The sequence below is a fragment of the Vibrio gangliei genome, from assembly GCF_026001925.1.
Classification (GTDB): domain Bacteria; phylum Pseudomonadota; class Gammaproteobacteria; order Enterobacterales; family Vibrionaceae; genus Vibrio; species Vibrio gangliei.
This window is the reverse complement of sequence record NZ_AP021870.1, coordinates 902,856-928,162: the sequence shown is the minus strand read 5'-3', so window position 1 is coordinate 928,162 and position 25,307 is coordinate 902,856. Positions and strand designations below refer to the sequence as shown.

Genomic DNA, 25,307 nt, shown 5'->3' with positions numbered 1-25,307 from the left:
ATTCCATAAATCATATAACTCTCTCTAATTTCTCGGCTCTATTTGGCCTCATTCAGCGTGAAACTTTTTTCTAGCCTGCCGCATGGGTTGATCTCATTTCTCTTGCCTTATAGGTGCTGTTAGGTGCCTTATTTTGGCTATTTAGGTGGCATATAACTGTTTGTTTTTATATGGGTTTATTTTGTTGCTAAGATGGCTGTAAATGTTAGTCTTAATTTAAATTAATCAAGAGGTTATAACATTGAATTATTCCCATAAAACGTACGATCAAATTGATTTTTCCGGCCAAGATTTGAGCTCTCATCACTTTTCTCACTGTAAATTTTTTGGTTGTAATTTTAATCGAGTGAATTTACGTGATGCTAAATTCATGGGTTGTACATTTATTGAATCGAATGATTTTGAAGGATGTAATTTTATCTATGCAGACCTACGAGATGCTTCATTTATGAATTGCATGCTTTCAATGGCGAATTTCCAAGGGGCAAACTGTTTTGGTCTTGAGTTAAGAGAATGCGATCTAAAAGGTGCTAATTTCTCACAGGCAAACTTTGTAAATCATGTTTCTAACAAAATGTATTTTTGCTCTGCTTACATTACGGGTTGTAATTTGTCTTATGCTAATTTTGATAAGCAATGCCTTGAAAAGTGTGATTTATTTGAAAATAAATGGGTAGGAGCGAGCCTGCAAGGGGCCTCTTTTAAAGAGTCAGACTTAAGTAGGGGATCATTTTCTGATGACTTTTGGGAGCAATGCAGAATTCAGGGGTGTGATCTCACTCATTCAGAATTAAATGGCTTAGAACCTCGTAAAGTGGATTTAACTGGCGTGAAAATTTGTTCATGGCAACAAGAGCAGATTTTGGAGCAGTTGGGGGTGATTGTTATTCCAGACAAAGTGTTTTGACCTACGATTTTAATCACTCAAATTTATAAAGCGAATCATCTTCAAAGCCTTACAATTATAAAGATAGGAACTCCTATGTATAACTTTTTATCCTCTGGCGCATTTGTTGAAACCTTCACGATAGAACCATATAGCAACGGGTCACTTAATGGGCTTACATTTGCCGTTAAAGACAATATTGATATTGCTCAGTATAAAACCTCTTATGGGAGCCCATCTTGGCAACATAAACATAAGGCTGCCATTTATAACGCTTTGTGTGTCGATCAGCTATTAGGCGCTGGGGCAACCTGTTTAGGGAAGGCAGTATCAGATGAATTTACTTATAGTTTAGATGGCGAAAATTTCTTTTTTGGAACGCCTATCAACCCCAAAGTGCCAGATAGAATACCGGGAGGCTCATCGAGTGGTTCGGCTTCTGCTGTTGCGTGCGGTTTAGTTGATTTTGCCATTGGAACCGATTCAGCAGGTTCAATCCGAGTACCTGCAAGTTTGTGTGGCGTTTATGCCATGCGACCAACTATGCATCGAATATCGGAGGCAGGTGTCTTACCTTTCGTCCCTAGCACGAGTACGGTTGGGGCTTTTGCCAATGATATAGATGTATTGGGCGATGTTATGCACACACTATTAAAAAGTGAAAGCGTGGTATCACAAAAAATAGAGACGATTTACCTGCTTGAAGATGCCTTTAATACCTCTGATGCTGAGGTATCAGCTCTGATAAAAGATAGCATTAACAATTTATTGGTTAATATTGATGCTGATGTGGTCTCTATTACACTGAGCGATATTCTTGGCGAGGAAGCAACACTTGATATGCTTAATGTTAATGCATTAAGACCATTACAAACTTTTGAGTTCTTAAACACTGTCGGTAATTGGATTGAAAATGAATCTCCAGAACTTAGCCCATTTTTTGCTATGAAATATGAAACTGTACGAAAGTTTGAACGCAAGTTGGTTAGCGATTCTCTCCGGCTTTGTGAGCGATATTTTCGTCGGATGTCCTCGTTTCTAAAAAAGGGCGATTTGGTTTTGTTCCCCACAGTACCCACGGTTGCACCATTAAAACATTCGCTTGAGGATATGGAAACAGCGCTAGATTTTTATGACCGAACAATGTCGATCACTTCATTTTCTGGTATTGGTCGTTTACCTGAAATATCGATACCAATAGCAAATATAGATAACGCACCTGTTGGACTGTCTGTTGCAGCAGGCTTCTATCAAGATGAATTTTTAATATCCAGTGTAAAGCAGTTATTGTTGAATTCTTAAGGTATTGGCACCGCCCAATTTCCCACGTGAAGACTACGAGCAAAACTGGCAAGGCCGCTTTACCTTCGACATGCTTAATGAGGCAGGTAAAAAGGGAATGGGGTTGTAGTAAGTAACAACTTCTAACTTTCACTAAAGGCGAAGCACGGTAGCTTCGCTTTTTTTTGTGTGAGAGGTTGTTTGAGATAAACAAAAAGCGCGCTCTAACAACTCCCTCCCTTTGCCAATGAAAATATCTTGGCGGTAATATTTGAAGCCAAGGGAGGTTGGGAAGGGGTGATGTGGTTAACTTATTTCTGCCCCATTTCAATTCAGACCCTTCACTCACGACGCTCCTGAGTATCGACGTTTGCCCTAATTTACCTAATACCAGTTTAGTTGTAGACATATGTCTACTGGCTAAATGTCTAAAGGACAATTCAGTAGAAAAACAGAGATTATCTTTCTTCTGGATAATTCTGGATAAGTTCGTTACATTATTTTTTCATTCAGTATAAGGATTTACTCGAGTATTTATGAAGTTTTGTAACGAAACGTTGGCCCCTCAAATACTGGCATATGCACACAATTATGCTCATGGGGATGTAGAACCACCCCATACTCATCAGTGCGCTCAGTTTTTACATGCTTTAAACGGTGTTATTCGAGTGGATACACAATCAGAGTCGTGGGTTGTGACAACGAATCAAGGGCTATGGATACCTGCAGGTATCTCACACAGCCTCAGAACTACGGGGGACGTTCGAGTTCGTACGCTTTTTGTTGATCCTATGGCCAGGGCAGACCTTCCCAATACCTGTGTGCTATCGAAAGTTTCGTCGTTGCTGACCAGTTTAATTGTTGAGGCCGTATCTCTACCTGATATTCGGATAGCTGGAACGCGAGAAGAACGAATATTTGAACTAATACTTGATGAATTACGTTTGCTAAACCCCATTGATTTTTATCTCCCCAACCCAAAAACCGAAGCATTGGTCATGCTCTGTAAAAACGTATCTGAGCGTCTTTCACACCCGTGGACAGCTTCAGATGCTGCCAAGTATTTGGGCCAAAGTGAAAGAACTGTTTCTCGTCGGTTTCAGCAAGAGCTAGGTCTAACGTTCACAGAGTGGCTGCGTCAGAAACGATTACTACATGCGTCTGAACTTTTAGCCAGCGGGTGCAGTGTGTTAGATGCTGCATTAGCGATTGGATATGACAGCCCTAGCGCATTTAGCGCGATGTTTAAAAGTCGAACGGGGCTGTCTCCGAGGGAATATTGTCCGATGGTTAATCCATTAGAACAAGATTAAAGCGCTAAGTTAGTCTGTAGTGAATTAGAGTAGGCATTCAACAATGCTTGTAGAGACGCTTTTGTTGCATCTTCTTCAATTGCGACGCCAAAAAAGCTCACGTTAGAAATCGCAGACTGTAGCTGCACATAACAGGCCGCCTTACTTTGGGTTCGTGAACCGAGAGTATGCTCGTGATAGTCAACGATATTTACCTGCAGACCATATTGTTCCATTAACCCTTTTAGCAACGCAGACATTAGACCATTCCCAGAACCAACACATCCTATCATTTTGTTGTTGTGATGAATTTTGGCTTCAATTTTTTGGCCAATCTCTGTTGTTTGGCTGTGATAGCTCTGCAAGCTTATGGTCGGGTTACTCACTAGACCATAAGACTGTCTGAATAGTTGCCATAATTCCGAAAGATTAATTTCACATCCCGATCTATCGGTATGACTTTTCACTTTTTTACTCAAATCGGCTTGGAGCATTTTAGGCAGTAACAATCCGTGGTTTTCTTGCAGTAACCATGCGGCACCACTCTTACCTGATTGACTATTTACACGAATCACTTTTTCATAGTTACACCCCAAATCCATAGGGTCTATCGGCAAATAAGGGATATCCCAGAAGGTCTTCAACTTAGAGCTATACGAAGAAAATCCTTTTTTAATGGCATCTTGATGAGAGCCCGAAAAGGCGGTGAAAACGAGCCTTCCAGCATATGGATGACGCGGGTGAACAGGGATTTCGTTACACTGCTCGACGAGTTCAACCGTATGCCGAATGTCATGAAAGCGCAATTTAGGATCAATGCCTTGTGAATAAAGGTTTAGCGCGAGTGTGACCAAGTCAACATTGCCTGTACGTTCACCGTTCCCGAATAAACAACCTTCGACCCGAGTCGCTCCTGCTAGCATGGCGAGTTCGGCACTAGCAACACCTGTACCTCGATCATTATGAGGATGAACACTGATTGTCACGTGCTCTAATGAACTAAATGTATTTATGAAGTGTTCAATCTGGTCTGCAAAAACGTTAGGAGTGTTACATTCAACGGTTGTTGGCAGGTTAATGATAAGCTGCCGTGTCTTACTTGGCTGCCATACTGACGCTACTGCTTCACAGATTTCAAGTGCAAACTCGGATTCCGTAAAATTGAATGTTTCTGGTGAATACTCAAGAGTCCATTCAGTTTCAGGTCGTTTTTCACATAAGGCTTTAATCTGTTTAGCTCCATTTACAGCAAGTTCTAGAGTAGACATTTTATCCTGAGAAAAAACAATATCTCTAAAAGATGGAGCTGTAGCATTGTACAAATGGACTATGGCCTTAGACGCCCCTGTTAGAGAATCAATTGTTCGCTCAATCAAGTCCGATCTGGATTGCGTAATCACCTGAATAGTAACATCACCTGGAATTAACTCGTTCTCGATCAGACATCGAACAAAGTCAAAATCCGTTTGCGATGCTGATGGGAATGCAACCTCAATCTCCTTGAATCCGCATTCAACTAAGTGGTGAAAGAGCTTCAGTTTTTTATCAATATTCATTGGGTTAGATAAAGATTGATTACCATCTCGCAAATCGGTTGAGCACCAGCGAGGGGCTTTGTCTAATATATTTGATGGCCAGGTTCTCTGTGGAAAGTTGATAACAGGAGCTGCTCGGTATTTTTTTGATGGCATTTCTAACATTATTAATTTGTCCTTTCTTTGTTGAGAAAAGTTCATGCTAGAAGACTATGTGAATGATATCTGAATGGAAGTTGACGAAAATCGTCGCGTTTTGGACAGAGGGGCTATAGTTGCAGTAGATAAGTGAATTTGTGCAATCGACCAGGAGCTTTGCAATACTTCAGATAATCCTCCAGAAGCTAATTTAGCAAAGTCACTAAATCACTTCTACCCAATATCGAGCTAGCCATCTCGTTAGCTCAATTTGCTTGAAAGCCAGATCCCGCATCTTCTTCGCTTAGGCTCATGTGCGGGATGACAAGGCTGGAGCAATTTATTCATGCCCTGTTTTAAGTTAGAAAACCTGTCATTCTCTTAGCTTCGCTTTACCTAGATACGAGAAACCAAACGCGAAGCGTCCGAAACCCGCCCATAGACTAGCAATTTCCATAACCTCTCTTTATTATTTGTTTCCCTTTATTTTTGCCCATTATTGAGAACCACGACATGCCAAACCATTCTCCTGTGCTCGGCGCAACTTGGATGCTGATTGCAGGCTTATCTTTTGCTTTAGTGAACAGCATTGCCCAGTACATCAGTATTACTTTTTCATTGCCTTCTACTACTGTGGCACTGCTGCAATATGGGATTGCGCTGGTGGCGATTATGCCGTACCTCAAAACCTTGGGTATTCGCCGTTCGCTTTATACTAAGCACTTTGGTTGGCATGCGTTTCGGGTGTTTTTATCTGTCATCGGCATTCAATTGTGGTTTTGGGCATTGGCGTATCCGGTGCCGATTTGGCAAGGCATTGCGCTGCTAATGACCTCACCACTATTTGCGACGGTAGGCTCAGGCATTTTATTAAAAGAAAACGTCGGTTGGGCACGATGGCTTGCGACCTGGGCGGGGTTTGCGGGAGCGATGATCATTCTTGAGCCTTGGTCTGATGCTTTCAGTTGGGCAACATTATTGCCTGTTGGCGCGGCATTTTTCTGGGCGTGTTACTCCTTAATGGTGAAGAAAATGTCGGTTAACGACTCCCCATCAACCATGGTGGTGTATTTATTGCTATTACTGACGCCGTTTAATCTATTTTTAGCTTTGCCAGAATGGTCAACACCGACCGGTTGGAATGTCTGGGGTTTGTTGATTGGCGCAGGGATTTTAACAGCACTGGCGCAGTGGGCGATTGTTAAGGCTTATGCGGTGGCCGATGCTTCTTTTGTACAGCCGTTTGATTTGGCAAAATTGCCGTTTAATGTTTTCTTAGGTTGGCTGGTGTTCGGTTGGGTGCCGACTGGAAACTTATGGTTTGGCGCGGCTATTATGATGGCATCGATTGTGTTTATTACTCAGTTTGAACGCATTAAAAGTCGTGTGTAATTCAATTGATGACATTATTTACGCAAGATGAACGTAAGAGTGCAATTCATTCTATTGAAGTGAGCTAATCGCTTGCGTTATCAGTTTGATGTAATCAGAAAAATCCTTTCATGAAATTTGTGATCTATTCGGCTTATTTTATACCGACTCTCTCTTAGTCTGCCCTTTATTTTTTCATCGCTTTGTGAGGCGTCATGTCGACTTTATTTGCCATTTCTTTAACTACCGGATTACTGTCTGGCATTTGGGGCTGGGTAGCCATTTCATTAGGTTTACTTTCTTGGGCGGGTTTTCTTGGTTGTACGAGTTACTTTGCCTCTCCAATTCAAGGTGTAAAAGGGCTAGGCGTGAGTTTGGCAACCAATCTAGCGGGTGTGGCTTGGGCGTTGGTGATCATTCATGGTTCACAATGGCTGGGCAGTGACATTCTTGGTTATATGTTGACGGCGTTGGTGTCGTTTTTTATGTGTATTCAAGCCAAGAAATCCTGGCTGAGTTTTATTCCTGGCACCTTCATTGGCGCTTGTGCCACTTTTGCCGCAAATGGTAACTGGCAATTGGTGATTCCATCGCTGCTGATTGGTGGTTTATTTGGCTATTTAATGAAGGCGAGTGGCCTGTGGTTGCAAGCCCGAAGTGAGACAAAATTCAAGTTTGTGAAAGGTTAATCACTTTTGTGTCTGCTTTTTAAATTCCCTGAACAAACTCTGACGTCTTGATGACATGGTTTTTACTGGTTTTTGTCACCGTATAGTGAGTTGATTATTACTCAGAAGTCTCGATATAACGGGGCTTACGCAAGGACAAAAACAAAATGGAATACACCGAACAAGACAGAGAAGCGCTATATAATTTATGGATGTCGCAAAAGGCCAAACGTCATTTAACCCAAATGGACATGGCAAAACGTTTAGGCATGACTATCGGTGAGTTTTCAGACATGATCCGTGGTAAAGGTGAGCTAACCAAAAGCTTCATCAGCCGTTTTTTTCAGCAACTCGATATTGAACCTCATACCATTTTGCCGTCACTCAAAAATCAAATCGCACCTGAAAATGCTGTCGTCTACTTACAAAACCGCATCAGTATTGATGGTGAAATTCAAAATGTACAGATTGATGGCAACCAAGTAATCATTGATTATTGCTGTAAGGTAGCTAAGCAGAAGTAAGCACTTACTTTAATGATATTGAAGTCCCTAACTTTGATTTTTCAGGTTGGGGATTTTTTATTATCGATTCATTTTAAAAAAATCCCCCAACAGCCATGCGATTGGGGGATGGTTGTTTACACTAAGATTGAATTCTTAAGGCTTTAAGCTCAGTGCTTTATCGATATCCGCCGCGCTGTGGCGTTCTTCAATCGCTTCCCACGGTTCGCCCATCGGTTTGTTGACGATGCGGCCACGTTGTACGGCAGGGCGCTCTAAAATCGTTTTAGCCCAGCGCTGTACGTGTTTGTAATCTTGAACTTGCAAAAACTCAGCCGCTTGATATGAATTGTGCAGCACTAAGTTGCCATACCAAGGCCAAATGGCGATGTCAGCGATGCTGTACTCTTCACCAGCAATGTAGGTGTTATTCGCCAGTTGTTTGTCGAGTACGTCTAGCTGACGTTTCGCTTCCATGGTAAAGCGGTTGATTGGGTATTCATATTTTTCTGGTGCGTAGTGGTAGAAATGACCAAAGCCGCCACCAAGATACGGAGCTGAGCCTTGCAGCCAGAATAACCAGTTCAACACTTTAGTGCGATCGACGATCTCTTTCGGGATGAAGTGACCAAACTTTTCTGCCAAATACAGCAAGATAGAGCCAGACTCAAACACGTTGATTGGCTCACTACCGCTGCGATCCACCATGGCTGGAATCTTGGAATTTGGATTCACTTCGACAAAGCCAGATGAGAATTGGTCGCTGTCGCCAATCTTGATTAGAAATGCATCGTATTCGGCTTCAGTGACGCCTTTTGCGAGTAGTTCTTCAAGTAGAATCGTGACTTTTTGGCCGTTTGGTGTGCCCATTGAATACAGTTGAATTGGGTGCTCACCGATTGGCAATTCACGCTCAAAACGCGCACCCGCTTCCGGGCGGTTAATGCTCCCCCAAGTGCCGCCTTGTTGTTCGTTGGTCCAAACTTTTGGTGGAATATATTCGTTTGTCATCATCTTCCCTTTTATTGTGTGTACCCAGTTTGTATAGCCCAAGTCATTGGAGCTGTCGCTTCAGTACGAAGGTTATCAATAGATATTAGGTTATTTATTAATATTAAAAGGTAGGACAGAGACTTTCTGTGATTTTGTTCAGATCAGTGAGTTATATGCTCATACGGTTTGGGCATAAAGGGCTCAAGCTAAATCGCTTCTGCCCAATATCCAATTCGGGTTTGGGCAGTTGCGTAGATAAAAGTCAGCCTGTTTGGGATCGACTACGCCTGGGTAATCATCTAAATACTCACCTAAATCTCGAATGATTTGAAAGTGAAGATGCGTGGCCCAGCCGCCATTTTCGTCATACGTGCCAATGGTTGCAAACGCTTCTCCGGCTTGAATTATTTTTCCAATATATAAATCTTGCAGCGAAGAGGTAGCCAAATGGCCATAAAGCGTATGGAAAATGTGGCCTTCAAGCTGGTGGCGTAAAATGATCACCGGGCCGTAATCGCCTTGTATTTGACGATTGGCAAACGCGACAACTTCACCTTGTATTGGCGCAAAAACAGAATTGCCCGCTGGAATACCAAGATCGAGGCCGATGTGCAAAGTGCGTGACTCGGTATGTTCAAAGTTCTCGGTGTCTTGATAAATCATGCGCTGCTCGGCGTAGCGGCCGATTTCAACCACTGCGCCAGTTTCTGCTACTTGGCGTTTTATCTCAGCTGAAAAGTCATGTTCATCGGTGACCTTTTTCCAGATCTCGCTGCTTGGTGAAAGGTCGACAATCAGCCCTTTGCCAAATTGCAGTTCCGGCACAATCACCGGATGAAACTCATGCTGCTTGAGGGTTTGCTCGAATGCATCAAGCTGATGTTCAATACTCATGCGTTTGCCTCAATATTGCCGTTGTTATCCGTCATCACTTTGGTTTGATTGCGAGGCACTAGCAATACGGCCAGCACGTAACCAACCGCCGCCACTAAAGTTGGTAGGATCAAGTTTACATTGACCATAATCGCCGTTAAGTAGCCGGTTAGCGTCCAGGCGAGTCCTACCATCGCGCTCGATAACGCCATTGCCCAACCTTGGTCTTGATTGGAGGCGCGATCAGATAAAGCGGTAATGTAGAGCGGGAATGAGCTGGCGACTAATACCGAGGTCACAATCATCGCAATCACATGGGTCACCGGCGTTGGGGTAAAGGCAAGCAGCAACATACCAATGGCTGCGCCAGACAGCACCACTCTCAGCGCTCGGGTTAGGCTGAATTTCGCCAATATTAAACGAGGCACAAACAGTAAAGAGGCCATCATGACAATCCCAATCGTCAGCATAAAATATTGGTAAAATTCGCCTTCAACTGAAAGCTGCCATTTTTGCGGCAAGATAAAGTTGATGTTTTGGAAATACAGGCTCCAGCTGACTTGGCATAAGAACACAATCGCCAAACATGGCAGTAAACCTTTTTGGCTACGAGCTAAAGGTGCACCAATGGATAAAACATTTTCATGCTGAATCGGCGTTTGTTTAGGTAGGCGCACCAAATGCAGTAAAACAAAGCACACGACTGCAATCAATAAGCAGGCATAAAATGGCGCTTGTGGGCCATACATTGCCGATAACTTACTGCCTAATGCCGGGCCAAATGACATGGCAGCTGTCATCACGACCGCCACTAAACTCATCAAGGTGGTTTTGGTTTTGCCTTCGCTGTTGTCGGCTAAAATCGCTTGCGCAATCGGCTGACTGGCTGAACCTAAACTGTTGATCATATTGCCCGCAAATAGCAATGCAATCGAGCCGACAATGATGGCGTAAATTGGCATAACAAAACCAATCGCCGCCACAATCAAACATATTGCCGCAACGGTTTTACGGCTGTAACGGTCGGCAAAGCGGGCAATAAACGGCGTAAAGAACATAGAAATAAAAGGCGCTGCTGACATCACGGTACCAAATAAGGTTCGGCGTTCTTCCAATGGCATGGCTTGTGCAATCGCTAACGAATGATCGGTTAAGAATAAATTCACATACGCTGGAATGGTAATGAAAAAGCCTGCCGAGCCTAAAAAGATGATGAAATACAAAACGAATAAGGTACTTTTCGGCAAGTTAGATAGTGATTGCGGTGTGGATGTGGTCATTGAATTCTCCCTGAATAAGGCGTTTATTTTACTGTCAGGGCGGGGCGAATGCTATTTATTATCAAGATGCGATCACTATTAAAAAACAAAACAACACCGATTGGTCACCTTTGTGTTACATTTGCTTATCATTTTTAGTTGTATGTGATTAATAACCTGTGCTTAGCCCACTGCATATAAAATCTAACTTACGCAGTAAAATTCAATGTTTGCTGGTGGCGTTGATTTTACTGATTTATATTGCGCCATTGATTTCTATGTCAGTGGCGTTTTATGTGCAGTCAAAAACACACAGCAGCCACGTGATGATGGCTTCATCGCATTCTCTTTCTGAATCAACCCATAAAGCGTCACCACATCAACACAGTTCGAAATCACAAGATCACTCGGTTCATCATGCTCATGCTTGGTGTGGCTATTGTGATCTTCTTGCTAATATTTCTGCGACCTTAACCACTGTCGCAATTATGCCTAGCGCGATGTTGATCTTCATTGCTTTGTTAGCGATTGAGAAAGTTCGCTTAGGTCAGTTCTTTTCTTTTTTATTTCCAACCCCAAGAGCTCCACCAAGTATTCTATTTATTTGATATTTTTAATTTAAATAGAGAGATAACAATGGATACAGTACAAACTGGAAGTGCTGGCAGTTTAACGGCTTTTGTTAAACGGCTGCACTTCTACATTGGGTTATTTGTTGGCCCATTTATTTTTATGGCGGCGTTAACCGGAACGCTTTACGTGCTGACACCGCAAATTGAACAAGCGGTATATAAGCAACAATTAACTGGTGTGACTCAAGGTGAAGCAAAGCTGCTGAGCGATCAAATTCATGCAGCGCAGCAGTCTTTACCCCACCCGTTAGAAATTAAATCTGTTCGCCCTGCGCCATCATTAGGGCAAACCACTCGCGTGTTATTTAACGATCCTGAGATTGATCATTATCGTGCCCGCACCGTGTTTGTTGACCCGATCACGTTAGAGATCAAAGGTGAACTGGCGAGTTACGGCACCAGTGGTGTTTTGCCTTTGCGTATTGCGATTGATTTTATGCATACCGATTTATTGCTAGGGCCGGTTGGTCGATATTACAGTGAATTGGCGGCATCTTGGATGTGGATTGCTGCGCTAGGCGGGGTGTTTTTATGGTGGCAACAACGCCGTAGTTTTTCTCGCCAGACCAAAGCGGGCAGTTTTGCACAAGCACGATCTCGTCATGCCAAAGTGGCGATTTGGATCAGCTTAGGCTTACTGTTTTTCTCAGCGACAGGCTTAACTTGGTCTAAATGGGCGGGGGGCAATATTGCCGAGTGGCGTCAAGCGATTGGCTGGGTAACACCGACAGTGCCGCGTGAATTAACCCCGATGCAAAATTCTGGTTCACATTCAGGTTTGCACGCTGAGCACCAAGGCATGTCAGATATGAAAGCGGTATCTGATATACACGCCAATACGGATTTGAAGCTGTTTAATCAGGTCGAGCACACCGCACGTCAGTTTGGGATTGATGCAGGTAAAATCGAAATTGTGCCAGCACCGAATGCACAAACGGCTTGGGTAGTGAAAGAGATTGATCGTTCTTGGCCAACGCAAGTGGATGAAGTCGCTATCGATCCAATGTCGATGTCAGTTGTGGCTCATGCCGAATTTGCTCAATATCCATTGGTTGCGAAGTTAATCCGCTGGGGTATCGATGCGCACATGGGCGTATTGTTTGGCTTGCCTAATCAGTTGTTATTAGCGGCGTTTGGATTGGCTTTATGCTTGGTGATTGTTTGGGGCTATAAAATGTGGTGGCAACGTAGGCCAATGGCTGCCAATACTCAGCAAACACTCACTCAAATGTGGGTACGACTTTCAACGGGTATGAAAGTGATGACAGTGGTGATTGCGCTGTTATTAGGCTTCGCTTTGCCTGTGATGGGGCTGAGCTTATTGGCGTTTTGTTTGATAGATGTGGTTCGTTGGCGCAGAGTTGAGTATTCATTGCGTTCGGCTGCTTAATCTTAGGGTAACCAATATTGAAAATGGGCAACGTATAGTGCGTTGCCCATTTTTATTAGATTAAGTGAAGTATTTTGACAGCTTAAATGTTTGTTATGCGCCTTGCATCCAAGTTCTACCAATACCATAATTAGGTATCTATTGGTATTGAGGACTATGTTATGGCTAAGAACACTAGCATTACTTTGGGTGACCATTTTGACGGTTTTATTGCTAGTCAAATTCAAAACGGTCGCTATGGCTCTGCAAGTGAAGTTATTCGTTCCGCTTTACGTTTACTTGAAACCCAAGAAACTAAAATGAACACTTTACGCCAATTGCTTGTTGAAGGTGAAGAAAGTGGAGTTGCGGATTATGACCTTGATTCATTTATCAATGAGCTAGATAGCGAAGAGAAAAAATGAGGCCATTTCAGTTAACAAACAAGGCGAAATCTGATTTAAGAAATATAGCCTTGTTTACCTCTCGACGCTGGGGTCGTGAACAGCGAAATATTTATCTAAAACAGTTTGATGACTCATTTTGGCAGTTAGCCGAAAACCCTGACATTGGTAAAGCCTGTGATGAAGTTCGCGATGGATACAGAAAATTCCCCCAAGGCAGCCACCTAATATTTTATCGTCAGATCGGCAGTCAAAATATTGAGATTATCCGTATTCTCCACAAAAGTATGGATGTAAATCCAATTTTTGGCGGATAATGCCAAATTAAGGTGTGAACAACGCTAACCTCCCTACCTAAGGCATTGTGTCATAAACACTAAACAGGCTTGAAGTGAAAGCGCCGAGCGTTGTGAATCACTCTTAAATTATTGTTAGGGCAATTTATTCCTCAACGTACATAACACCCTTTTCATTGAAACTGCTAACACAGTGTTGGTATTGATTATAAGGTGCTTTGTCTAATTTACTTGCATAAACTTGCACTGAAAACTTAGTTGCGTTTTCTAAGTCTTTCCCTAAGCTTTCCGGGACATTTTTTTTGACATAGCCAGTGTGCTTAAAGTATGAAGGAATACCAAATAGCGCTCTTAAGTCATCCTCATCTATGCCGTAACCAAAATGCTCTTTCACTTGAGTAATTGCTTGTCGACAAATTGCCTTCGAACCTAACTTTTCCAACGATTTATAAGATGGGTAAACTACTGTTTCTAGGTTTATTCGGTTGCTATCCCAGTCGTAGTCAGCACGCCCATAATGACTAATTAGGTCTAATTCTTTGAATTTGATAGTTGTCATAGAACTTTCCATTCTAAATACCCCCCAATCAAACATTGAAAGCGAATCTTCCATCAAATAACTAATCGAACGGCTAGGCTCTGCACTTAGATTTGTAGAAACTGCCAATAATGCGAACAAATACCAATTCTTCATACTTTCTCCTATTGCCCTAACAATTTAATAGACGGAAAAAATCCGTATAGCCTTTCCATCATCATTCCATTCAATTCCCCGGTCAACAAGCTAACTAGCTAAATTTATTCATAAAGTATGAACTGAACTCATAAAAACCGGTAGCGCGGTGAACGCTACCGGTTTGTTATAACTGAATCACTTTATCGGATACCGCCTTAATCAATTGCGGATCATGGCTTACGATTAACATGCCACACCCTTGTTGCTTGGCTAAGGTGACTAACATCGTCGACACTTCTTTCGCTACGATAGGGTCAAGACGAGTGGTTGGCTCATCGGCAAATAAAAATACAGGCTTGAGCAACAAGGTTCTGAGTATGGCAAATCGTTGCAATTCTCCGCCTGAAGCTTGATGTGGTTTTTGCAGCAAAATGTCTGGTTTTAAGCGCAGGGTTTCCATCATCGGTGGTATCTGGCTGCTATCGAGTTTGTGCAACTTCACTAGATCATCCAGTAATTCACCGAGCGTTGTTTGGCTTGGCAAAGAAGCAATCGGATCTTGAAAGAGCTTTAACCATTTTGCTTTTGATCCCGCTTTTGATTTGGTTTTAGTGCTTGGCGTATCGATATAGTCAATCGAGCCAGATTCAATGTCTATTTGGCCTAAAATAGCGTCACCTAGGCTGCTTTTACCACAACCGCTGTCACCGACCACACCGATCACTTCGCCAGCGTGTAACTCAAAACTTAGGTCTTTAAATAGGCGCTGCTTACCTCGTTTCAGGCTGACATTCTCGACTTTTAAAATCGGGTTAGAGGGCGTGGTACTTGAAAATGAAGCTTGCCATTTTTCAGGCTCGGCGGCGATTAAATCTCGAGTATATGGATGTATGGCATTAGATAGTAAGGACAGCGTCTCTCCTTGTTCAACTACATGCCCATTTTTCATCACCAGCATTCTTCCTGCTAAGCCTTTGGCGACATCAATATCGTGAGTCACTACTAACAAGCCACCTTGAGAAGCACGAGTTTTGAGATGGTTAATCATGTCATCACGACGATTCACGTCTAAGCCTTTTGTGGGTTCATCGGCTAAGAAAATATCGCTGTCATTGGCTCTTGCGACACTCATTGCAAGACGTTGTGCCATCCCGCCAGATAATTCATACGGGCGCTTTTGGCTGTGTGCACCTAACCCGTATTGGTTAAGTGAATCCAGTGAAGATTGCTGCGCTTGTGGCTTGGGTTGCCCTTGCACAAATTGAAAGACTTCACTGATCTGTTGCTGGCTTTTCATCAATGGGCTCAATGCTTGTGAGGGCTCTTGAGGTAGCAAAGCCAGAGTTTTACCCCATAAAGACTGACGTTGTTGCCAAGTGACTGGATTGCCTTGAATAAACAACTGACCACTGACATCGAGATTTGACTCTAATGTCCCCATTATAAATTTGAGTAATAAGCTTTTACCTGAGCCAGTTTGGCCTAATACCACAAGTGGATCGTTACCGGTTAATGCAAAGGAAAGATCATGCAGCAGTGTGATTTCACCATGTTTGATGGTTAGGTTTCTCACCTCTAAAAATGCGGTCATCTTTTACTTCCTGTTCGTCGGTGAAAATGTGAGTAGGTGAAAACTCATGATTAATAATGCGATCAATAGAATGGGTTGAATCAATAACCAAGGTGCTTCGCTGTAGTAAGGGAATAGTTCTACGATCATTAAGCCAAGTTCGCTGGTTGGCGGTTGAATACCGACATAAATAAACCCTAGAGAAGCCATATATAAAATGGCATTGGCTGCACCAAAAGAGGCGATGGTGGCCACTGGAGCAGCAAGTTCAGGCCATAAATGACGACGAATGATGTACCAATGATTAAAGCCAAGTAGGCGTGAATTTTGTACTGCTTCACTGGCCATGACTTTACGTGTGGTTGTGCGAGACAGTTGGAAGTATTCCACCCATTGCACCAATGAAATGGCAAGATACAACGCGGCAAAAGAGCCTGGCATCATGGCGGCGAGTAGTAGCACAATGACGAGTGCCGGTAGCGCTAATAAAATATTCACGAGCATAGAAAGTAAGCGATCAATCCAGCCACCTTTCCATCCTGCAATCATACCCAGAATACAGCCGAGAGTGGCCGATGTGACGACACAGATCACAGCCATGGCAAGAGATAAGCGCAGAGCATGAGCTAAACGGCTCAACATACTGCGGCCATAGTGATCGGTGCCTAACCAATGTTCCGTGCTTGGTGGCAATAAAATATTCATCAAGCTTTGTTGATTAGGGTCGGCGGGAATGATTATAGGTCCAAATACCGCAATCATAACCAACAGGGATAGCAGGCCGAGTGCTAACTTTTGTGAGGAGGAAATCATGATGCAAACGCTCCTTGCTTGGTCTCTTCTGCTTGGGTTGAGCGTGGATCGAGCGCACGGCAGAGTAAATCATTGAGTGTATTGAGGATGACAAATAAGACGCCAAGACAAATGGCGGTTCCTTGGATCACTGGAATATCGCGCGCAAAAATCGCATGAGCTAAACCATGACCCACTCCCGGCCAAGAGAATAGAGATTCAATCATCACGACCCCTTCTAACACCATCACTAGTTGTACGCCCCAGTAAGCCACAACCGGAAGCGCGATATTGATGATACCGTGGCGTCGAAAAGTGGTATTCGCCGTTAAGCCTTTGGTTTTGGCATAGCGATAAAATGGCGATTCAAATACACGTTCAGCAGAATGGTAAACAATTCGGTTTGATGTGGCGGCTAAGCTGATCGCCAGTGTCAGTGCTGGCAATACTAGGTGCGCGGTTGAGCCAAAACCTGCCACCGGAAACCAAGCCCAATGAATGGCGAAGAGTGTGATTAAGCCAAGTCCGATCACAAAGACAGGCAGTGAACGGAATAGGGTAGAAAATCCTAAAATAATAGGGTTGGCTACACGAGGAAAGCGAGCACTGAGCAGACCGAGTGGAATGGCAAATAAGATTGAAAGTAACATTCCAGTCCCAGCGAGCAGCATAGAATGATAGAGCTGATGCTCAACCACGGCTAATACTGGCTCGCCACTGACTAACGAATTGCCAAAATTGAATTGTGCTAAGTCAATGAGCCAATTGAAGAAACTCTGCCAACCGCCTTGGTCTAGATTGAGTTCCTGACGAATAAACTCGGCGGCTTCTGCATTGACGTTATCTTGTCCGTAACGGCTCGCCGCTAAGCGATAAGCCATATCACCAGGCAGAGAGCGCATCAGTAAATACGTTAATCCTCCAACGGAGAAAATCACCGCAATCAATTGCAGAAATCGTTGATAAAAAATAGCCAACATTATTGCGCAAACTCCATTTGGTTGAGTTTAAAATCGCGCTCATAAGGGTCGAAGCTGAATCCTTTAATTCGAGTATTAACCCCAATACGTTGGGTATAACTTGCAATCGGCACTAGAGCGTAACCTTGGTGAATGTGTTGCGCTGCTTGTTGAGCTAACTGGTGGTATTGAGTTTGATCATTGGTGAGGTTGAGGGTGTTAAACAGTGATGATAATTCTGTATTGCTCCAGTTCATCGCTCCCCAATCGCCACCTTGCGGTGCAAAGTCATTACTTAATACCGCCAGCGGATCGGCAATCACCCCGTAATTACGAGCCATCAACGCGACTTGTAGTGAACCATCGTGGTGGCCGGCTGGAATGGCGCTGGAATTGGTAATATTGATATTGAGTTTGACCCCAATCTGACGCCATTGATCTTGCAGTGCTGTCGCCACATTGGTGAGTTCAGGTCTGTCGGCATAAGTGATCAATGTCAATTCAAAAGGTTTACCATCACGGTTTAACATACCTTGTTGATCTTTTTTCCAACCTAAATCCGCCAGTAATTGCAGCGCTTTTTGTTGGTCATAATTAGGCTTTGAATATTGAGTTAAATACCAATCACTGACTGCCTCGGGTAATAGTTGGTCGATCTCAGCGCCCGGAGTACGTAAGACACCAGAGGCAATACCTTGGCGATTGATCGCAAGGCTAAGCGCTTGACGGGCTTGTATATCTTTTAATAAAAGATCACCGGCATTGAGTTTCAGCACCAAAGTGCGCGGAACTGAATATTCATGTACCTTAATTTGAGGCTGCATTTTCATACGCATGACACTGGTTGGAGACAATTCGAATGCGATGTCAGCTTGGCCGCTGGTGGCTTGTAGCGCGCGACTTTCTGCACGGTGACCGGTTAGATAAGTGGCATATTCGATCGAAGCTGGCTTATTCCAATATTGAGCAAATTTTTCGACGGTTAATTTGTGTGGAGGTGCAAGATCAAAGACGGTGTATGGGCCTGTACCGTACAACTGTGTCAGTTTTCCTGATTCATCATAAGAGCTAGGGCTGAGAATGACCGCTGAGTAATGCGCTAATACTGCACCTAATGGGCGGTAAGGTTGCGACAAAACAATCTTAATTTGATTTTCATTCAGCGCGGTAATGTTTTCGATGGGCGCATTTTTAAGTGGGCCGTGTTTTTGCAGTGCGATCGTTAAGCTATTGATAACCGAGGCGGCGTCCATTTTCTTACCGTCATGAAACGTGACATCAGGCTGTAAAGTAAACTGCCATGTTTTGTGATCGTCACTGATTTGGTAGCTTTTCGCTAACCCCGGTAATAATTCCCCTTGTGGACTCACACCTAACAAGGTTTCAGTGACTTGCATACGAGTAAACAAGTAACCATTGGATGAAGGATCAATATTGGTGAACTCCAAGCTACCTGCGATTGAAAGTGTGTTGGAACGATTGGGTTCAGCGTAGGCGACAGGAAGCGAAGATAAACATGCACAAGCAATTAATGCCGATAATTTGAAGTTAAACATACGACTCATTCTTATTAGATGATGGAAAGTTATCGTATGTTATAACATAACAAAATATCCGCAATGATGGTTTGTAACTGAATGTTACGGGTTATGACTGAAGTTAAATAAATGGGCTGTGGGTAAGTGTGGCTGTGGGTAAAATGGCAGATATAAAAAATGGCCAGTTGATCACTCAACTGGCCATTGTTTTTTATGTTGAATATGTCACTTACGCTTGGCTAGATTGACCAGTCGCTTGTGCTTCTTCAGCACGACATACTGCGGCAGTGAATACCACATCAGTTGAGCTGTTTAGGCCTGTTTCCGCTGAATCTTGGATAACACCAATGATGAAGCCTACGCCCACCACTTGCATTGCGATGTCGTTTGAAATACCAAACAAGCTACATGCTAGAGGGATAAGTAGCAATGAACCACCAGCAACACCTGATGCGCCACAAGCAGAGATAGCAGCAACAAGGCTCAGTAAGATTGCTGTTGGTAAATCAACTTGAATGCCGAGTGTGTTTACAGCAGCCAGTGTTAATACCGTAATAGTGATGGCTGCGCCGCCCATGTTGATGGTTGCACCTAGTGGGATTGATACCGAGTAAGTGTCTTCGTTAAGTTTTAACTTCTCACATAACGCCATGTTCACTGGGATATTCGCCGCACTTGAACGTGTGAAGAACGCTGTTACGCCACTTTCACGTAAGCATTGGAATACCAATGGATATGGATTTTGCTTCGTTTTCCAGTAAACCAATAGTGGGTTAACAATCAGCGCAATGATCGCCATTGAGCTTAGAAGAACAGCAAGTAATTGAGCGTAACCTGAGATGGCTTTAAAACCTGTCGTTGCGAACGTTGTCGCGACTAGGCCGAAGATACCAATTGGTGCAAGGCGGATGATGAAACGGACTACGCTAGACACGCCGTGGCTGAGATCACTGAACATATCTTTGGTTGCTGAGTTTGCATGACGAAGTGCTAAACCTAAGCCTACAGACCAAGCCAAAATACCAATGTAGTTTGCATTAACTAAGGCATTGACTGGGTTATCGACGATTTTAAATAGCAGTGTATTTAATACTTCACCAATACCTTCTGGTGGTGTTGTACCGGTTGCTGCATTTACTAACGTCAATGAGGTTGGGAAAGCAAAGCTCATCAATACCGCAGTGAGTGCCGCTAAAAAGGTGCCGACAAGGTAAAGCGTGATCACTGGGCGCATGTTGGTGCTAGAGTTTTTATTTTGGCTCGCGATAGACGCTGCAACAAGAATGAAAACTAAAATTGGTGCGATGGCTTTCAAGGCACCTACGAATAGGTTACCAAAAATAGACATGCTTGTTGCTGCTGAAGGTGAGATCATTGCCAGTGCGACACCAGCAATAATACCGACCAAAATTTGCAGCACTAAGTTGCCATTGGCCAAGCGTGAAATAAGGGAGTTGTTGTTTTGCATAATAAAGCCTGTTTTATGTTTTATTTTCAGCCAAAAATCCTGTTTGACCGTCCCAGTAGCTTCTGGGCGGTACCATCATAGCCTTTACAGTTTATCTGTCTACTATAAAGGGCTCGCATTAGCATAAGATTTAACTATATTCAGCAATAGCATGTATATATTTTGTTAAATTCATGTTGCGCAGGTTTATAGCACATAAAATTGCTCAAATAAAAAGCATTTTAGAGAGTGAAGCGCATATTATCTTGGATCTGTGAATTAGGTTGGATTGGCAAAAATTAACCTCGCAAAATAAACACGACTTAGAGCGTCAGCTTCGGTTGGATAAAATCAATAAAAGCCGAAATACGTTTTGCTACTGAAGAGGATTTGTAATAGACCGCGTTAATTTGCTCTCTTTGGGTGTTATTGATTTTTTCGCTTTCTAAAACCGGTATTAAGCGCCCCGCAGCAATATCTTCATTCACCATAAAACCAGAAAGACAAGCAATGCCATTACCCGCGAGAACTAATTGGCGAATGGTTTCTCCGCTGCTGGTCCATAGACTTGGTTTCAGTTCGGTAAATCCTTTTAATGGCCAAGTGTTAAGGCTTTTAGGGGATGTAAATCCTATGGTGTCGTGAAAATCCAAATCGCTGGCTTTGCTGGGTATGCCACGTTTAGCTAAATAATCAGGAGAAGCGACATAGTAGAGCAGGCTTTTTCCTAGTGGGCGCGCATGCAAAGTCGAATCACTCAATGGCCCAATTCGAATGGCTAAATCCGTTTTCTTTTCGAGTAAGTCAACATAGCCTTCATTGGAAGTCAGCTCGAGTTCAATATCTGGGTAGGCTTGATGAAACGGTTGGATGAGTGGCACCAATTGATGCAGCATAAATGGGCTAGCGGCATCGACACGTAAACGTCCTTTAGGCAATTCGCCACGAGAAATGATTTCTTCTTCCGCTTGTTGAATTTGTATGAGTCCAGCCCGGATCGAATCCACAAATTGTCGCCCTTCATCGGTTAATTCCATGCGTCTGGTGGTGCGATTTAGAATCGAGATCCCCAATTGGCTTTCTACTTTACTTACTGCCCTAGAAACTCTAGCTACTTGAATATCAAGTAGTTCTGCCGCAGCTGAAAACCCGCCGCTATCGATTACCGTGAGTAAAATTTCTAAATCATCTGAGCGAGTGCGCATTTTTCTTCCTTGGTGATGTCGTGTTTTATTGTTGCGTTTATAGCAAAAATCATTTGTCAAAACATCTATTTTTAACAATGTAAGGCTTGGGCAGAATAGCCGCTTTCAATATTGCGGTTACTTAATAGAGAGAAATTTATGCCTTTAGCACTTTTTGCATTGACGCTCAGCGCCTTTGCTATTGGAACCACTGAATTTGTGATTGTTGGTCTTATTCCAACGATGGCACAAGATCTGAATGTATCTTTACCTTCTGCGGGCTTATTAGTCAGCCTTTATGCTTTAGGTGTTGCGGTCGGAGCTCCCGTGCTCACTGCTCTGACGGGCAAATGGAATCGCAAACAGGTTTTACTTACTGTGATGAGCCTGTTTGTTATCGGGAATATGCTCGCGTGGCAGGCACCGGGTTATAACACTTTAATTTTTGCTCGTATTTTGACAGGCCTTGCTCATGGCGTGTTTTTTTCGATTGGTTCAACTATTGCAACAGGGCTCGTACCTAAAGAGAAAGCGGCTAGTGCGATAGCGATCATGTTTACGGGCTTAACCGTTGCATTGGTGACGGGTGTACCTTTAGGAACTTATATTGGTCAAACATTTGGTTGGCAGGCCACATTTTTGACCGTTGCACTATTGGGCTTGATTGCTGTATTGGGGAGTTGGATTTTGGTTCCTAATGACCTAAAGCAACCGCCTACAACGACCTTGTCATCACAGCTAAAAGTCTTAACTCAACCTCGATTGTTATTGGTTTATGCCATCACTGCGCTGGGTTATGGTGGCACGTTTATCGCCTTTACTTTTCTTGCGCCTATTTTGCAGCAACAAGCCGGGTTTGGCTCAAATGCGATTGGTTTGATCATGTTGGTGTACGGGGTGTCGGTCGCGATTGGTAATATTTGGGGCGGTAAAATGGCCGATAAAATGGGCCCAATTAAAGCACTGACGATCATTTTTTCTGGGTTAGCAACGGTATTAGTTATCTTCAACTTTACGGCGGTTCACCCTATTGCTGCAGTGGCGACGATTTTAGTGTGGGGCGCATTTGCTTTCGGTAATGTCCCAGGCTTGCAAGTGTACGTGGTTAAACAGGCAGAAAAATACACACCGGATGCGGTGGATGTTGCTTCGGGCCTCAATATCGCAGCCTTCAATGTCGGTATTGCATTAGGTGCTTGGGGCGGCGGCTTGATTGTGGCTAAAGCTGGTTTAATGCATACGCCTTGGGTTGGTGCGATGATTGTTGGCGGGGCGCTAGCATTAACTCGGTTAAGTGGCTATTTAGATAAGCAAAAACAAAATATGTCAGATCAGAAGCGACTTGCTTGTGACAAATTATAAATAACACAAGAGCGGCCAGTATCTATCTGGCCGTTTCCATTATTTAACCTCAGTAGAGTTTATTTATTTTGACCCGGTAAACTTTGGCTAAGTTGAGAAGCTAGCAACATGAGCTCTTGGCGAGTATTCTCTAAATCAGCAATGTGGTGATGGACGGTTTTTGAGTTTAGCGTCATAAATGGACTGGTGATCACCGCAATGATCTCGCCAAATACGCCAAAGATCGGTACAGAAATATTGGTCACCCCGGATATCTGTGGACTTTTACCAATAAAGTAGCCTTGGTGATGCGTTTGTTCGATTTGGCTAAGCGCATCTTTTATCTCATCTTGAGTGGCGACTTGTTGTTGGGATTCAAGGATTTCTTGACGCAATTTTTGTTCAGCAAAGCTCAGGAGTACAACACCTGAACCGGATGAACAGATATCAAGTTTTGCGCCAAGTCGTAGGCAGAAACCCATCTTATACGGGCTCTCTTGGCTAGCAATCACAATTAACTCTTGATTGCTGTAGCGGCTGATGTGGCATGACTGATTTACTTTATGGCTAAATTTTTCCATTAAAGGCATGGCACGTTTTAGTAGCATGGCAATCGGTGGAGATTGATTAGAAAGGGCAAACATTTTTAAGGTCAAAACATAGCCAGAGCTTTCCGCATCATATTGAATATATTGCTTTTCAACCAGCACTGACAGCATGCGGAAGATTTCATTCACACTGCGATTCAGCTGTTCTGATATTTGTTTCTTGGTTAAAGGCTCGGATTGGCAGGCGAGTAATTCGAGAATTTCTAGCCCTTTTTCTAACGCGGGCGCGCGATATTCGGTTTTCTTTAGTGTTTCCATTCTTTACTCGAGCGAAATGATATCAATATTGGGTTCGTTGACCTAAGTTGGGTAGGTATTATATCGAGAACACCTCACATTTGATGATTTTATGTCAAATGTGAGGAGTATTTAGATTATCAGAGTAATCCTAGTGCACTTGGAATCGCAAGTGAAATGGCTGGAATGTAAGTCACCATCATTAACACGATAAAGATCACCAAGAAGAAAGGTAGAAGTGTTTTCACTACACTATCAATGCTGATCCCACTGACTTTACAGCCGGTGAACAGGATCGGACCAACTGGTGGTGTTATCGTACCGAGCGATAAGTTCAGAACCAATAAGATACCAAACTGTACCGGATCCATTCCTAATTCCATACAGATGGGTAAGAAAATAGGTGTAAAGATAAGTACCGCTGGCGTAGGGTCCATGAAAGTACCGACAAACAGTAAGATAACGTTGATGATCAATAAGATGATGATCGGGTTATCCGTTACTGACAGTAGAGTATCGGCAATCATGCCTGGAATCTGTGTAAATGCCATTACCCAAGACATGATGGACGAGGTTGCTAGCATGAAAATAACAATTGCTGACATTTTCGCAGTACTTAAGAAGATTTCTGGCAAGGTTTTGAAATCAAGTGATCGGTAACATAAGCTCAAAAATAGTGAGTACACCACCGCAATGGCTGAAGCTTCGGTGGCAGTAAAAATCCCACCTAGAATCCCACCAATCACCACAACAATAAGCGATAAGCTCGGTATAGCATCAACCGCAACTTTACAGCACTCCGCTAAGGTCATGCGATGTTTCGCAATATAACCACGTTTTTTCGCCATGTAGCCAGCCACTAACATCACAGCTAAGCCCCACAGAATGCCTGGTAAGTAACCGCCCATGAATAACGCCGAGATGGAGACACTACCGGCAACAGTGGCGTATACAATCAAAGTATTACTTGGTGGTATCAGCATGCCTGTTGGTGCGGATGCAATGTTAACCGCGGTGCTAAACGCAGGATCATAACCTTCTTTCTTTTGAATTGGCGACATAATGCCACCTACTGCTGCAGCAGAAGCGACACCGGAGCCACTGATTGAGCCAAATAACATGTTGGATACCACGTTAGTTTGAGCCAATGAGCCAGGGAAGAAACCGCTGATAATTTTAGAAAAGTTAATTAACCGAATGGCTATTCCGCCATTATTCATGATATTGCCGGCCAAAATAAAAAAGGGTATGGCTAGTAAGGCAAAAGAATCTAGCCCAACAAACATACGCTGTGCTGAAGTTAACATCGCGCCTTTCATTGGCAATATCACCATCATGGCGGCAAAAGAGGAAATACCAACACTGATACTGATAGGGGTACCAATGATTAAAAAGAACACCACACCGACAAACATAATCAATGCGGCAACAATGGCTAAGTCCATAATTATGCTC

Annotated in this window: 24 protein-coding genes and 1 pseudogene; 12 read left to right on the top strand and 13 right to left on the bottom strand. The window is 43.3% G+C overall.

Annotation, left to right across the window (positions count from 1 at the left end):
* Positions 1 to 241: 241 nt before the first annotated feature.
* From Vgang_RS16270 to Vgang_RS16255, 4 genes and pseudogenes are all read left to right on the top strand, one after another.
* Positions 242 to 907, top strand: a complete 666-nt coding sequence (locus tag Vgang_RS16270) for a QnrC family quinolone resistance pentapeptide repeat protein (protein WP_105901077.1) — start codon at positions 242 to 244, stop codon at positions 905 to 907.
* A gap of 75 nt (positions 908 to 982) precedes the next feature.
* Complete coding sequence (locus tag Vgang_RS16265) at positions 983 to 2,188, top strand: amidase family protein (protein ID WP_105901076.1); 1,206 nt, start codon at positions 983 to 985, stop codon at positions 2,186 to 2,188.
* Between the two features lie 515 nt (positions 2,189 to 2,703).
* Positions 2,704 to 2,952: pseudogene (locus tag Vgang_RS16260) on the top strand (AraC family ligand binding domain-containing protein); the annotation flags it as partial.
* A gap of 57 nt (positions 2,953 to 3,009) precedes the next feature.
* The gene (locus tag Vgang_RS16255) at positions 3,010 to 3,480 is read left to right on the top strand and encodes a helix-turn-helix domain-containing protein (RefSeq protein WP_245879889.1); all 471 of its coding nucleotides are present in this window, start codon (positions 3,010 to 3,012) and stop codon (positions 3,478 to 3,480) included.
* Here the strand turns inward: Vgang_RS16255 and leuA are convergent.
* Positions 3,477 to 5,159, bottom strand: coding sequence for a 2-isopropylmalate synthase (gene leuA, locus Vgang_RS16250; protein ID WP_105901074.1), 1,683 nt, complete (start codon positions 5,157 to 5,159; stop codon positions 3,477 to 3,479). The two genes, Vgang_RS16255 and leuA, sit on opposite strands and share 4 nt — an antisense overlap.
* A gap of 486 nt (positions 5,160 to 5,645) precedes the next feature.
* Here leuA and Vgang_RS16245 point away from each other — a divergent pair, with 486 nt between their 5' ends.
* The 3 genes from Vgang_RS16245 (at position 5,646) to Vgang_RS16235 (ending at position 7,695) form a co-directional block, all read left to right on the top strand.
* Positions 5,646 to 6,524: a DMT family transporter gene (locus Vgang_RS16245; protein WP_105901073.1), complete on the top strand. Its 879-nt coding sequence runs from the start codon at positions 5,646 to 5,648 to the stop codon at positions 6,522 to 6,524.
* Positions 6,525 to 6,718: 194 nt separating this feature from the next.
* Positions 6,719 to 7,192, top strand: coding sequence for a DUF1097 domain-containing protein (locus Vgang_RS16240; protein ID WP_105901072.1), 474 nt, complete (start codon positions 6,719 to 6,721; stop codon positions 7,190 to 7,192).
* A gap of 146 nt (positions 7,193 to 7,338) precedes the next feature.
* Entirely contained in the window at positions 7,339 to 7,695 is a 357-nt protein-coding gene (locus tag Vgang_RS16235; protein ID WP_105901071.1) for a helix-turn-helix domain-containing protein, read from the top strand.
* A gap of 135 nt (positions 7,696 to 7,830) precedes the next feature.
* Here Vgang_RS16235 and yghU read toward each other — a convergent pair whose 3' ends face one another.
* The 3 genes from yghU to Vgang_RS16220 form a co-directional block, all read right to left on the bottom strand.
* Complete coding sequence (gene yghU, locus Vgang_RS16230) at positions 7,831 to 8,685, bottom strand: glutathione-dependent disulfide-bond oxidoreductase (RefSeq protein ID WP_105901070.1); 855 nt, start codon at positions 8,683 to 8,685, stop codon at positions 7,831 to 7,833.
* 183 nt (positions 8,686 to 8,868) lie between these two features.
* Positions 8,869 to 9,561 (bottom strand): peptidoglycan DD-metalloendopeptidase family protein, encoded by a 693-nt coding sequence (locus Vgang_RS16225; protein WP_105901069.1) that lies wholly within the window; start codon positions 9,559 to 9,561, stop codon positions 8,869 to 8,871.
* On the bottom strand, positions 9,558 to 10,820 hold the full coding sequence (locus tag Vgang_RS16220) for an MFS transporter (RefSeq protein ID WP_105901068.1): 1,263 nt from the start codon (positions 10,818 to 10,820) through the stop codon (positions 9,558 to 9,560). Before Vgang_RS16220 ends, Vgang_RS16225 begins: the two co-directional genes overlap by 4 nt.
* A gap of 215 nt (positions 10,821 to 11,035) precedes the next feature.
* Here Vgang_RS16220 and Vgang_RS16215 point away from each other — a divergent pair, with 215 nt between their 5' ends.
* From Vgang_RS16215 to Vgang_RS16200, 4 genes are all read left to right on the top strand, one after another.
* A complete protein-coding gene (locus Vgang_RS16215) occupies positions 11,036 to 11,407 on the top strand; it encodes a DUF2946 domain-containing protein (protein ID WP_264923603.1) in 372 nt (123 codons plus the stop codon).
* 28 nt (positions 11,408 to 11,435) lie between these two features.
* A complete protein-coding gene (locus Vgang_RS16210; RefSeq protein ID WP_105901066.1) occupies positions 11,436 to 12,821 on the top strand; it encodes a PepSY-associated TM helix domain-containing protein in 1,386 nt (461 codons plus the stop codon).
* Between the two features lie 161 nt (positions 12,822 to 12,982).
* Positions 12,983 to 13,225: a type II toxin-antitoxin system ParD family antitoxin gene (locus Vgang_RS16205; protein ID WP_105901065.1), complete on the top strand. Its 243-nt coding sequence runs from the start codon at positions 12,983 to 12,985 to the stop codon at positions 13,223 to 13,225.
* On the top strand, positions 13,222 to 13,521 hold the full coding sequence (locus Vgang_RS16200; RefSeq protein ID WP_105901064.1) for a type II toxin-antitoxin system RelE/ParE family toxin: 300 nt from the start codon (positions 13,222 to 13,224) through the stop codon (positions 13,519 to 13,521). Before Vgang_RS16205 ends, Vgang_RS16200 begins: the two co-directional genes overlap by 4 nt.
* Positions 13,522 to 13,645: 124 nt before the next feature.
* Here Vgang_RS16200 and Vgang_RS16195 read toward each other — a convergent pair whose 3' ends face one another.
* From Vgang_RS16195 to Vgang_RS16165, 7 genes are all read right to left on the bottom strand, one after another.
* The gene (locus tag Vgang_RS16195; RefSeq protein ID WP_105901063.1) at positions 13,646 to 14,194 is read right to left on the bottom strand and encodes a hypothetical protein; all 549 of its coding nucleotides are present in this window, start codon (positions 14,192 to 14,194) and stop codon (positions 13,646 to 13,648) included.
* 166 nt (positions 14,195 to 14,360) lie between these two features.
* The gene (locus Vgang_RS16190) at positions 14,361 to 15,767 is read right to left on the bottom strand and encodes an ABC transporter ATP-binding protein (RefSeq protein ID WP_105901062.1); all 1,407 of its coding nucleotides are present in this window, start codon (positions 15,765 to 15,767) and stop codon (positions 14,361 to 14,363) included.
* A gap of 3 nt (positions 15,768 to 15,770) precedes the next feature.
* Positions 15,771 to 16,559 carry an ABC transporter permease gene (locus Vgang_RS16185; protein WP_105901061.1) on the bottom strand — a complete coding sequence of 263 codons (789 nt, stop codon included), beginning with the start codon at positions 16,557 to 16,559 and terminating at the stop codon, positions 15,771 to 15,773.
* A complete protein-coding gene (locus Vgang_RS16180; RefSeq protein ID WP_105901060.1) occupies positions 16,556 to 17,518 on the bottom strand; it encodes an ABC transporter permease in 963 nt (320 codons plus the stop codon). Before Vgang_RS16180 ends, Vgang_RS16185 begins: the two co-directional genes overlap by 4 nt.
* Positions 17,518 to 19,053: an ABC transporter substrate-binding protein gene (locus tag Vgang_RS16175; RefSeq protein WP_105901059.1), complete on the bottom strand. Its 1,536-nt coding sequence runs from the start codon at positions 19,051 to 19,053 to the stop codon at positions 17,518 to 17,520. The genes Vgang_RS16180 and Vgang_RS16175 overlap by 1 nt, the downstream gene beginning before the upstream one ends.
* Positions 19,054 to 19,264: 211 nt before the next feature.
* Entirely contained in the window at positions 19,265 to 20,503 is a 1,239-nt protein-coding gene (gene sstT, locus Vgang_RS16170; RefSeq protein ID WP_105901058.1) for a serine/threonine transporter SstT, read from the bottom strand.
* A 302-nt stretch (positions 20,504 to 20,805) separates the two neighbouring features.
* Entirely contained in the window at positions 20,806 to 21,687 is an 882-nt protein-coding gene (locus Vgang_RS16165) for a LysR family transcriptional regulator (RefSeq protein WP_105901057.1), read from the bottom strand.
* Between the two features lie 138 nt (positions 21,688 to 21,825).
* Here Vgang_RS16165 and Vgang_RS16160 point away from each other — a divergent pair, with 138 nt between their 5' ends.
* Positions 21,826 to 23,028: an MFS transporter gene (locus Vgang_RS16160; RefSeq protein WP_105901056.1), complete on the top strand. Its 1,203-nt coding sequence runs from the start codon at positions 21,826 to 21,828 to the stop codon at positions 23,026 to 23,028.
* Positions 23,029 to 23,087: 59 nt separating this feature from the next.
* On the opposite strand, the gene Vgang_RS16155 is transcribed toward Vgang_RS16160, so the two are convergent.
* Together Vgang_RS16155 and Vgang_RS16150 are read right to left on the bottom strand one after the other, a co-directional pair.
* Positions 23,088 to 23,873 (bottom strand): IclR family transcriptional regulator, encoded by a 786-nt coding sequence (locus tag Vgang_RS16155; RefSeq protein ID WP_105901055.1) that lies wholly within the window; start codon positions 23,871 to 23,873, stop codon positions 23,088 to 23,090.
* Positions 23,874 to 23,992: 119 nt separating this feature from the next.
* Positions 23,993 to 25,297, bottom strand: coding sequence for a TRAP transporter large permease (locus Vgang_RS16150; protein ID WP_105901054.1), 1,305 nt, complete (start codon positions 25,295 to 25,297; stop codon positions 23,993 to 23,995).
* Positions 25,298 to 25,307 lie beyond the last annotated feature (10 nt).

Coding starts and splice junctions, on each gene's coding strand:
- Vgang_RS16210 (WP_105901066.1), top strand. CDS start 11,436: ATGGATACAGTACAAACTGGAAGTGCTGGCAGTTTAACGGCTTTTGTT.
- Vgang_RS16200 (WP_105901064.1), top strand. CDS start 13,222: ATGAGGCCATTTCAGTTAACAAACAAGGCGAAATCTGATTTAAGAAAT.
- yghU (WP_105901070.1), bottom strand. CDS start 8,685: ATGACAAACGAATATATTCCACCAAAAGTTTGGACCAACGAACAACAA.
- Vgang_RS16240 (WP_105901072.1), top strand. CDS start 6,719: ATGTCGACTTTATTTGCCATTTCTTTAACTACCGGATTACTGTCTGGC.
- Vgang_RS16225 (WP_105901069.1), bottom strand. CDS start 9,561: ATGAGTATTGAACATCAGCTTGATGCATTCGAGCAAACCCTCAAGCAG.
- Vgang_RS16205 (WP_105901065.1), top strand. CDS start 12,983: ATGGCTAAGAACACTAGCATTACTTTGGGTGACCATTTTGACGGTTTT.
- Vgang_RS16150 (WP_105901054.1), bottom strand. CDS start 25,297: ATGGACTTAGCCATTGTTGCCGCATTGATTATGTTTGTCGGTGTGGTG.
- sstT (WP_105901058.1), bottom strand. CDS start 20,503: ATGCAAAACAACAACTCCCTTATTTCACGCTTGGCCAATGGCAACTTA.
- Vgang_RS16265 (WP_105901076.1), top strand. CDS start 983: ATGTATAACTTTTTATCCTCTGGCGCATTTGTTGAAACCTTCACGATA.
- Vgang_RS16160 (WP_105901056.1), top strand. CDS start 21,826: ATGCCTTTAGCACTTTTTGCATTGACGCTCAGCGCCTTTGCTATTGGA.
- Vgang_RS16190 (WP_105901062.1), bottom strand. CDS start 15,767: ATGACCGCATTTTTAGAGGTGAGAAACCTAACCATCAAACATGGTGAA.
- Vgang_RS16245 (WP_105901073.1), top strand. CDS start 5,646: ATGCCAAACCATTCTCCTGTGCTCGGCGCAACTTGGATGCTGATTGCA.
- Vgang_RS16155 (WP_105901055.1), bottom strand. CDS start 23,873: ATGGAAACACTAAAGAAAACCGAATATCGCGCGCCCGCGTTAGAAAAA.
- Vgang_RS16195 (WP_105901063.1), bottom strand. CDS start 14,194: ATGAAGAATTGGTATTTGTTCGCATTATTGGCAGTTTCTACAAATCTA.
- Vgang_RS16175 (WP_105901059.1), bottom strand. CDS start 19,053: ATGTTTAACTTCAAATTATCGGCATTAATTGCTTGTGCATGTTTATCT.
- Vgang_RS16220 (WP_105901068.1), bottom strand. CDS start 10,820: ATGACCACATCCACACCGCAATCACTATCTAACTTGCCGAAAAGTACC.
- Vgang_RS16165 (WP_105901057.1), bottom strand. CDS start 21,687: ATGCGCACTCGCTCAGATGATTTAGAAATTTTACTCACGGTAATCGAT.
- leuA (WP_105901074.1), bottom strand. CDS start 5,159: ATGTTAGAAATGCCATCAAAAAAATACCGAGCAGCTCCTGTTATCAAC.
- Vgang_RS16185 (WP_105901061.1), bottom strand. CDS start 16,559: ATGATTTCCTCCTCACAAAAGTTAGCACTCGGCCTGCTATCCCTGTTG.
- Vgang_RS16235 (WP_105901071.1), top strand. CDS start 7,339: ATGGAATACACCGAACAAGACAGAGAAGCGCTATATAATTTATGGATG.
- Vgang_RS16180 (WP_105901060.1), bottom strand. CDS start 17,518: ATGTTGGCTATTTTTTATCAACGATTTCTGCAATTGATTGCGGTGATT.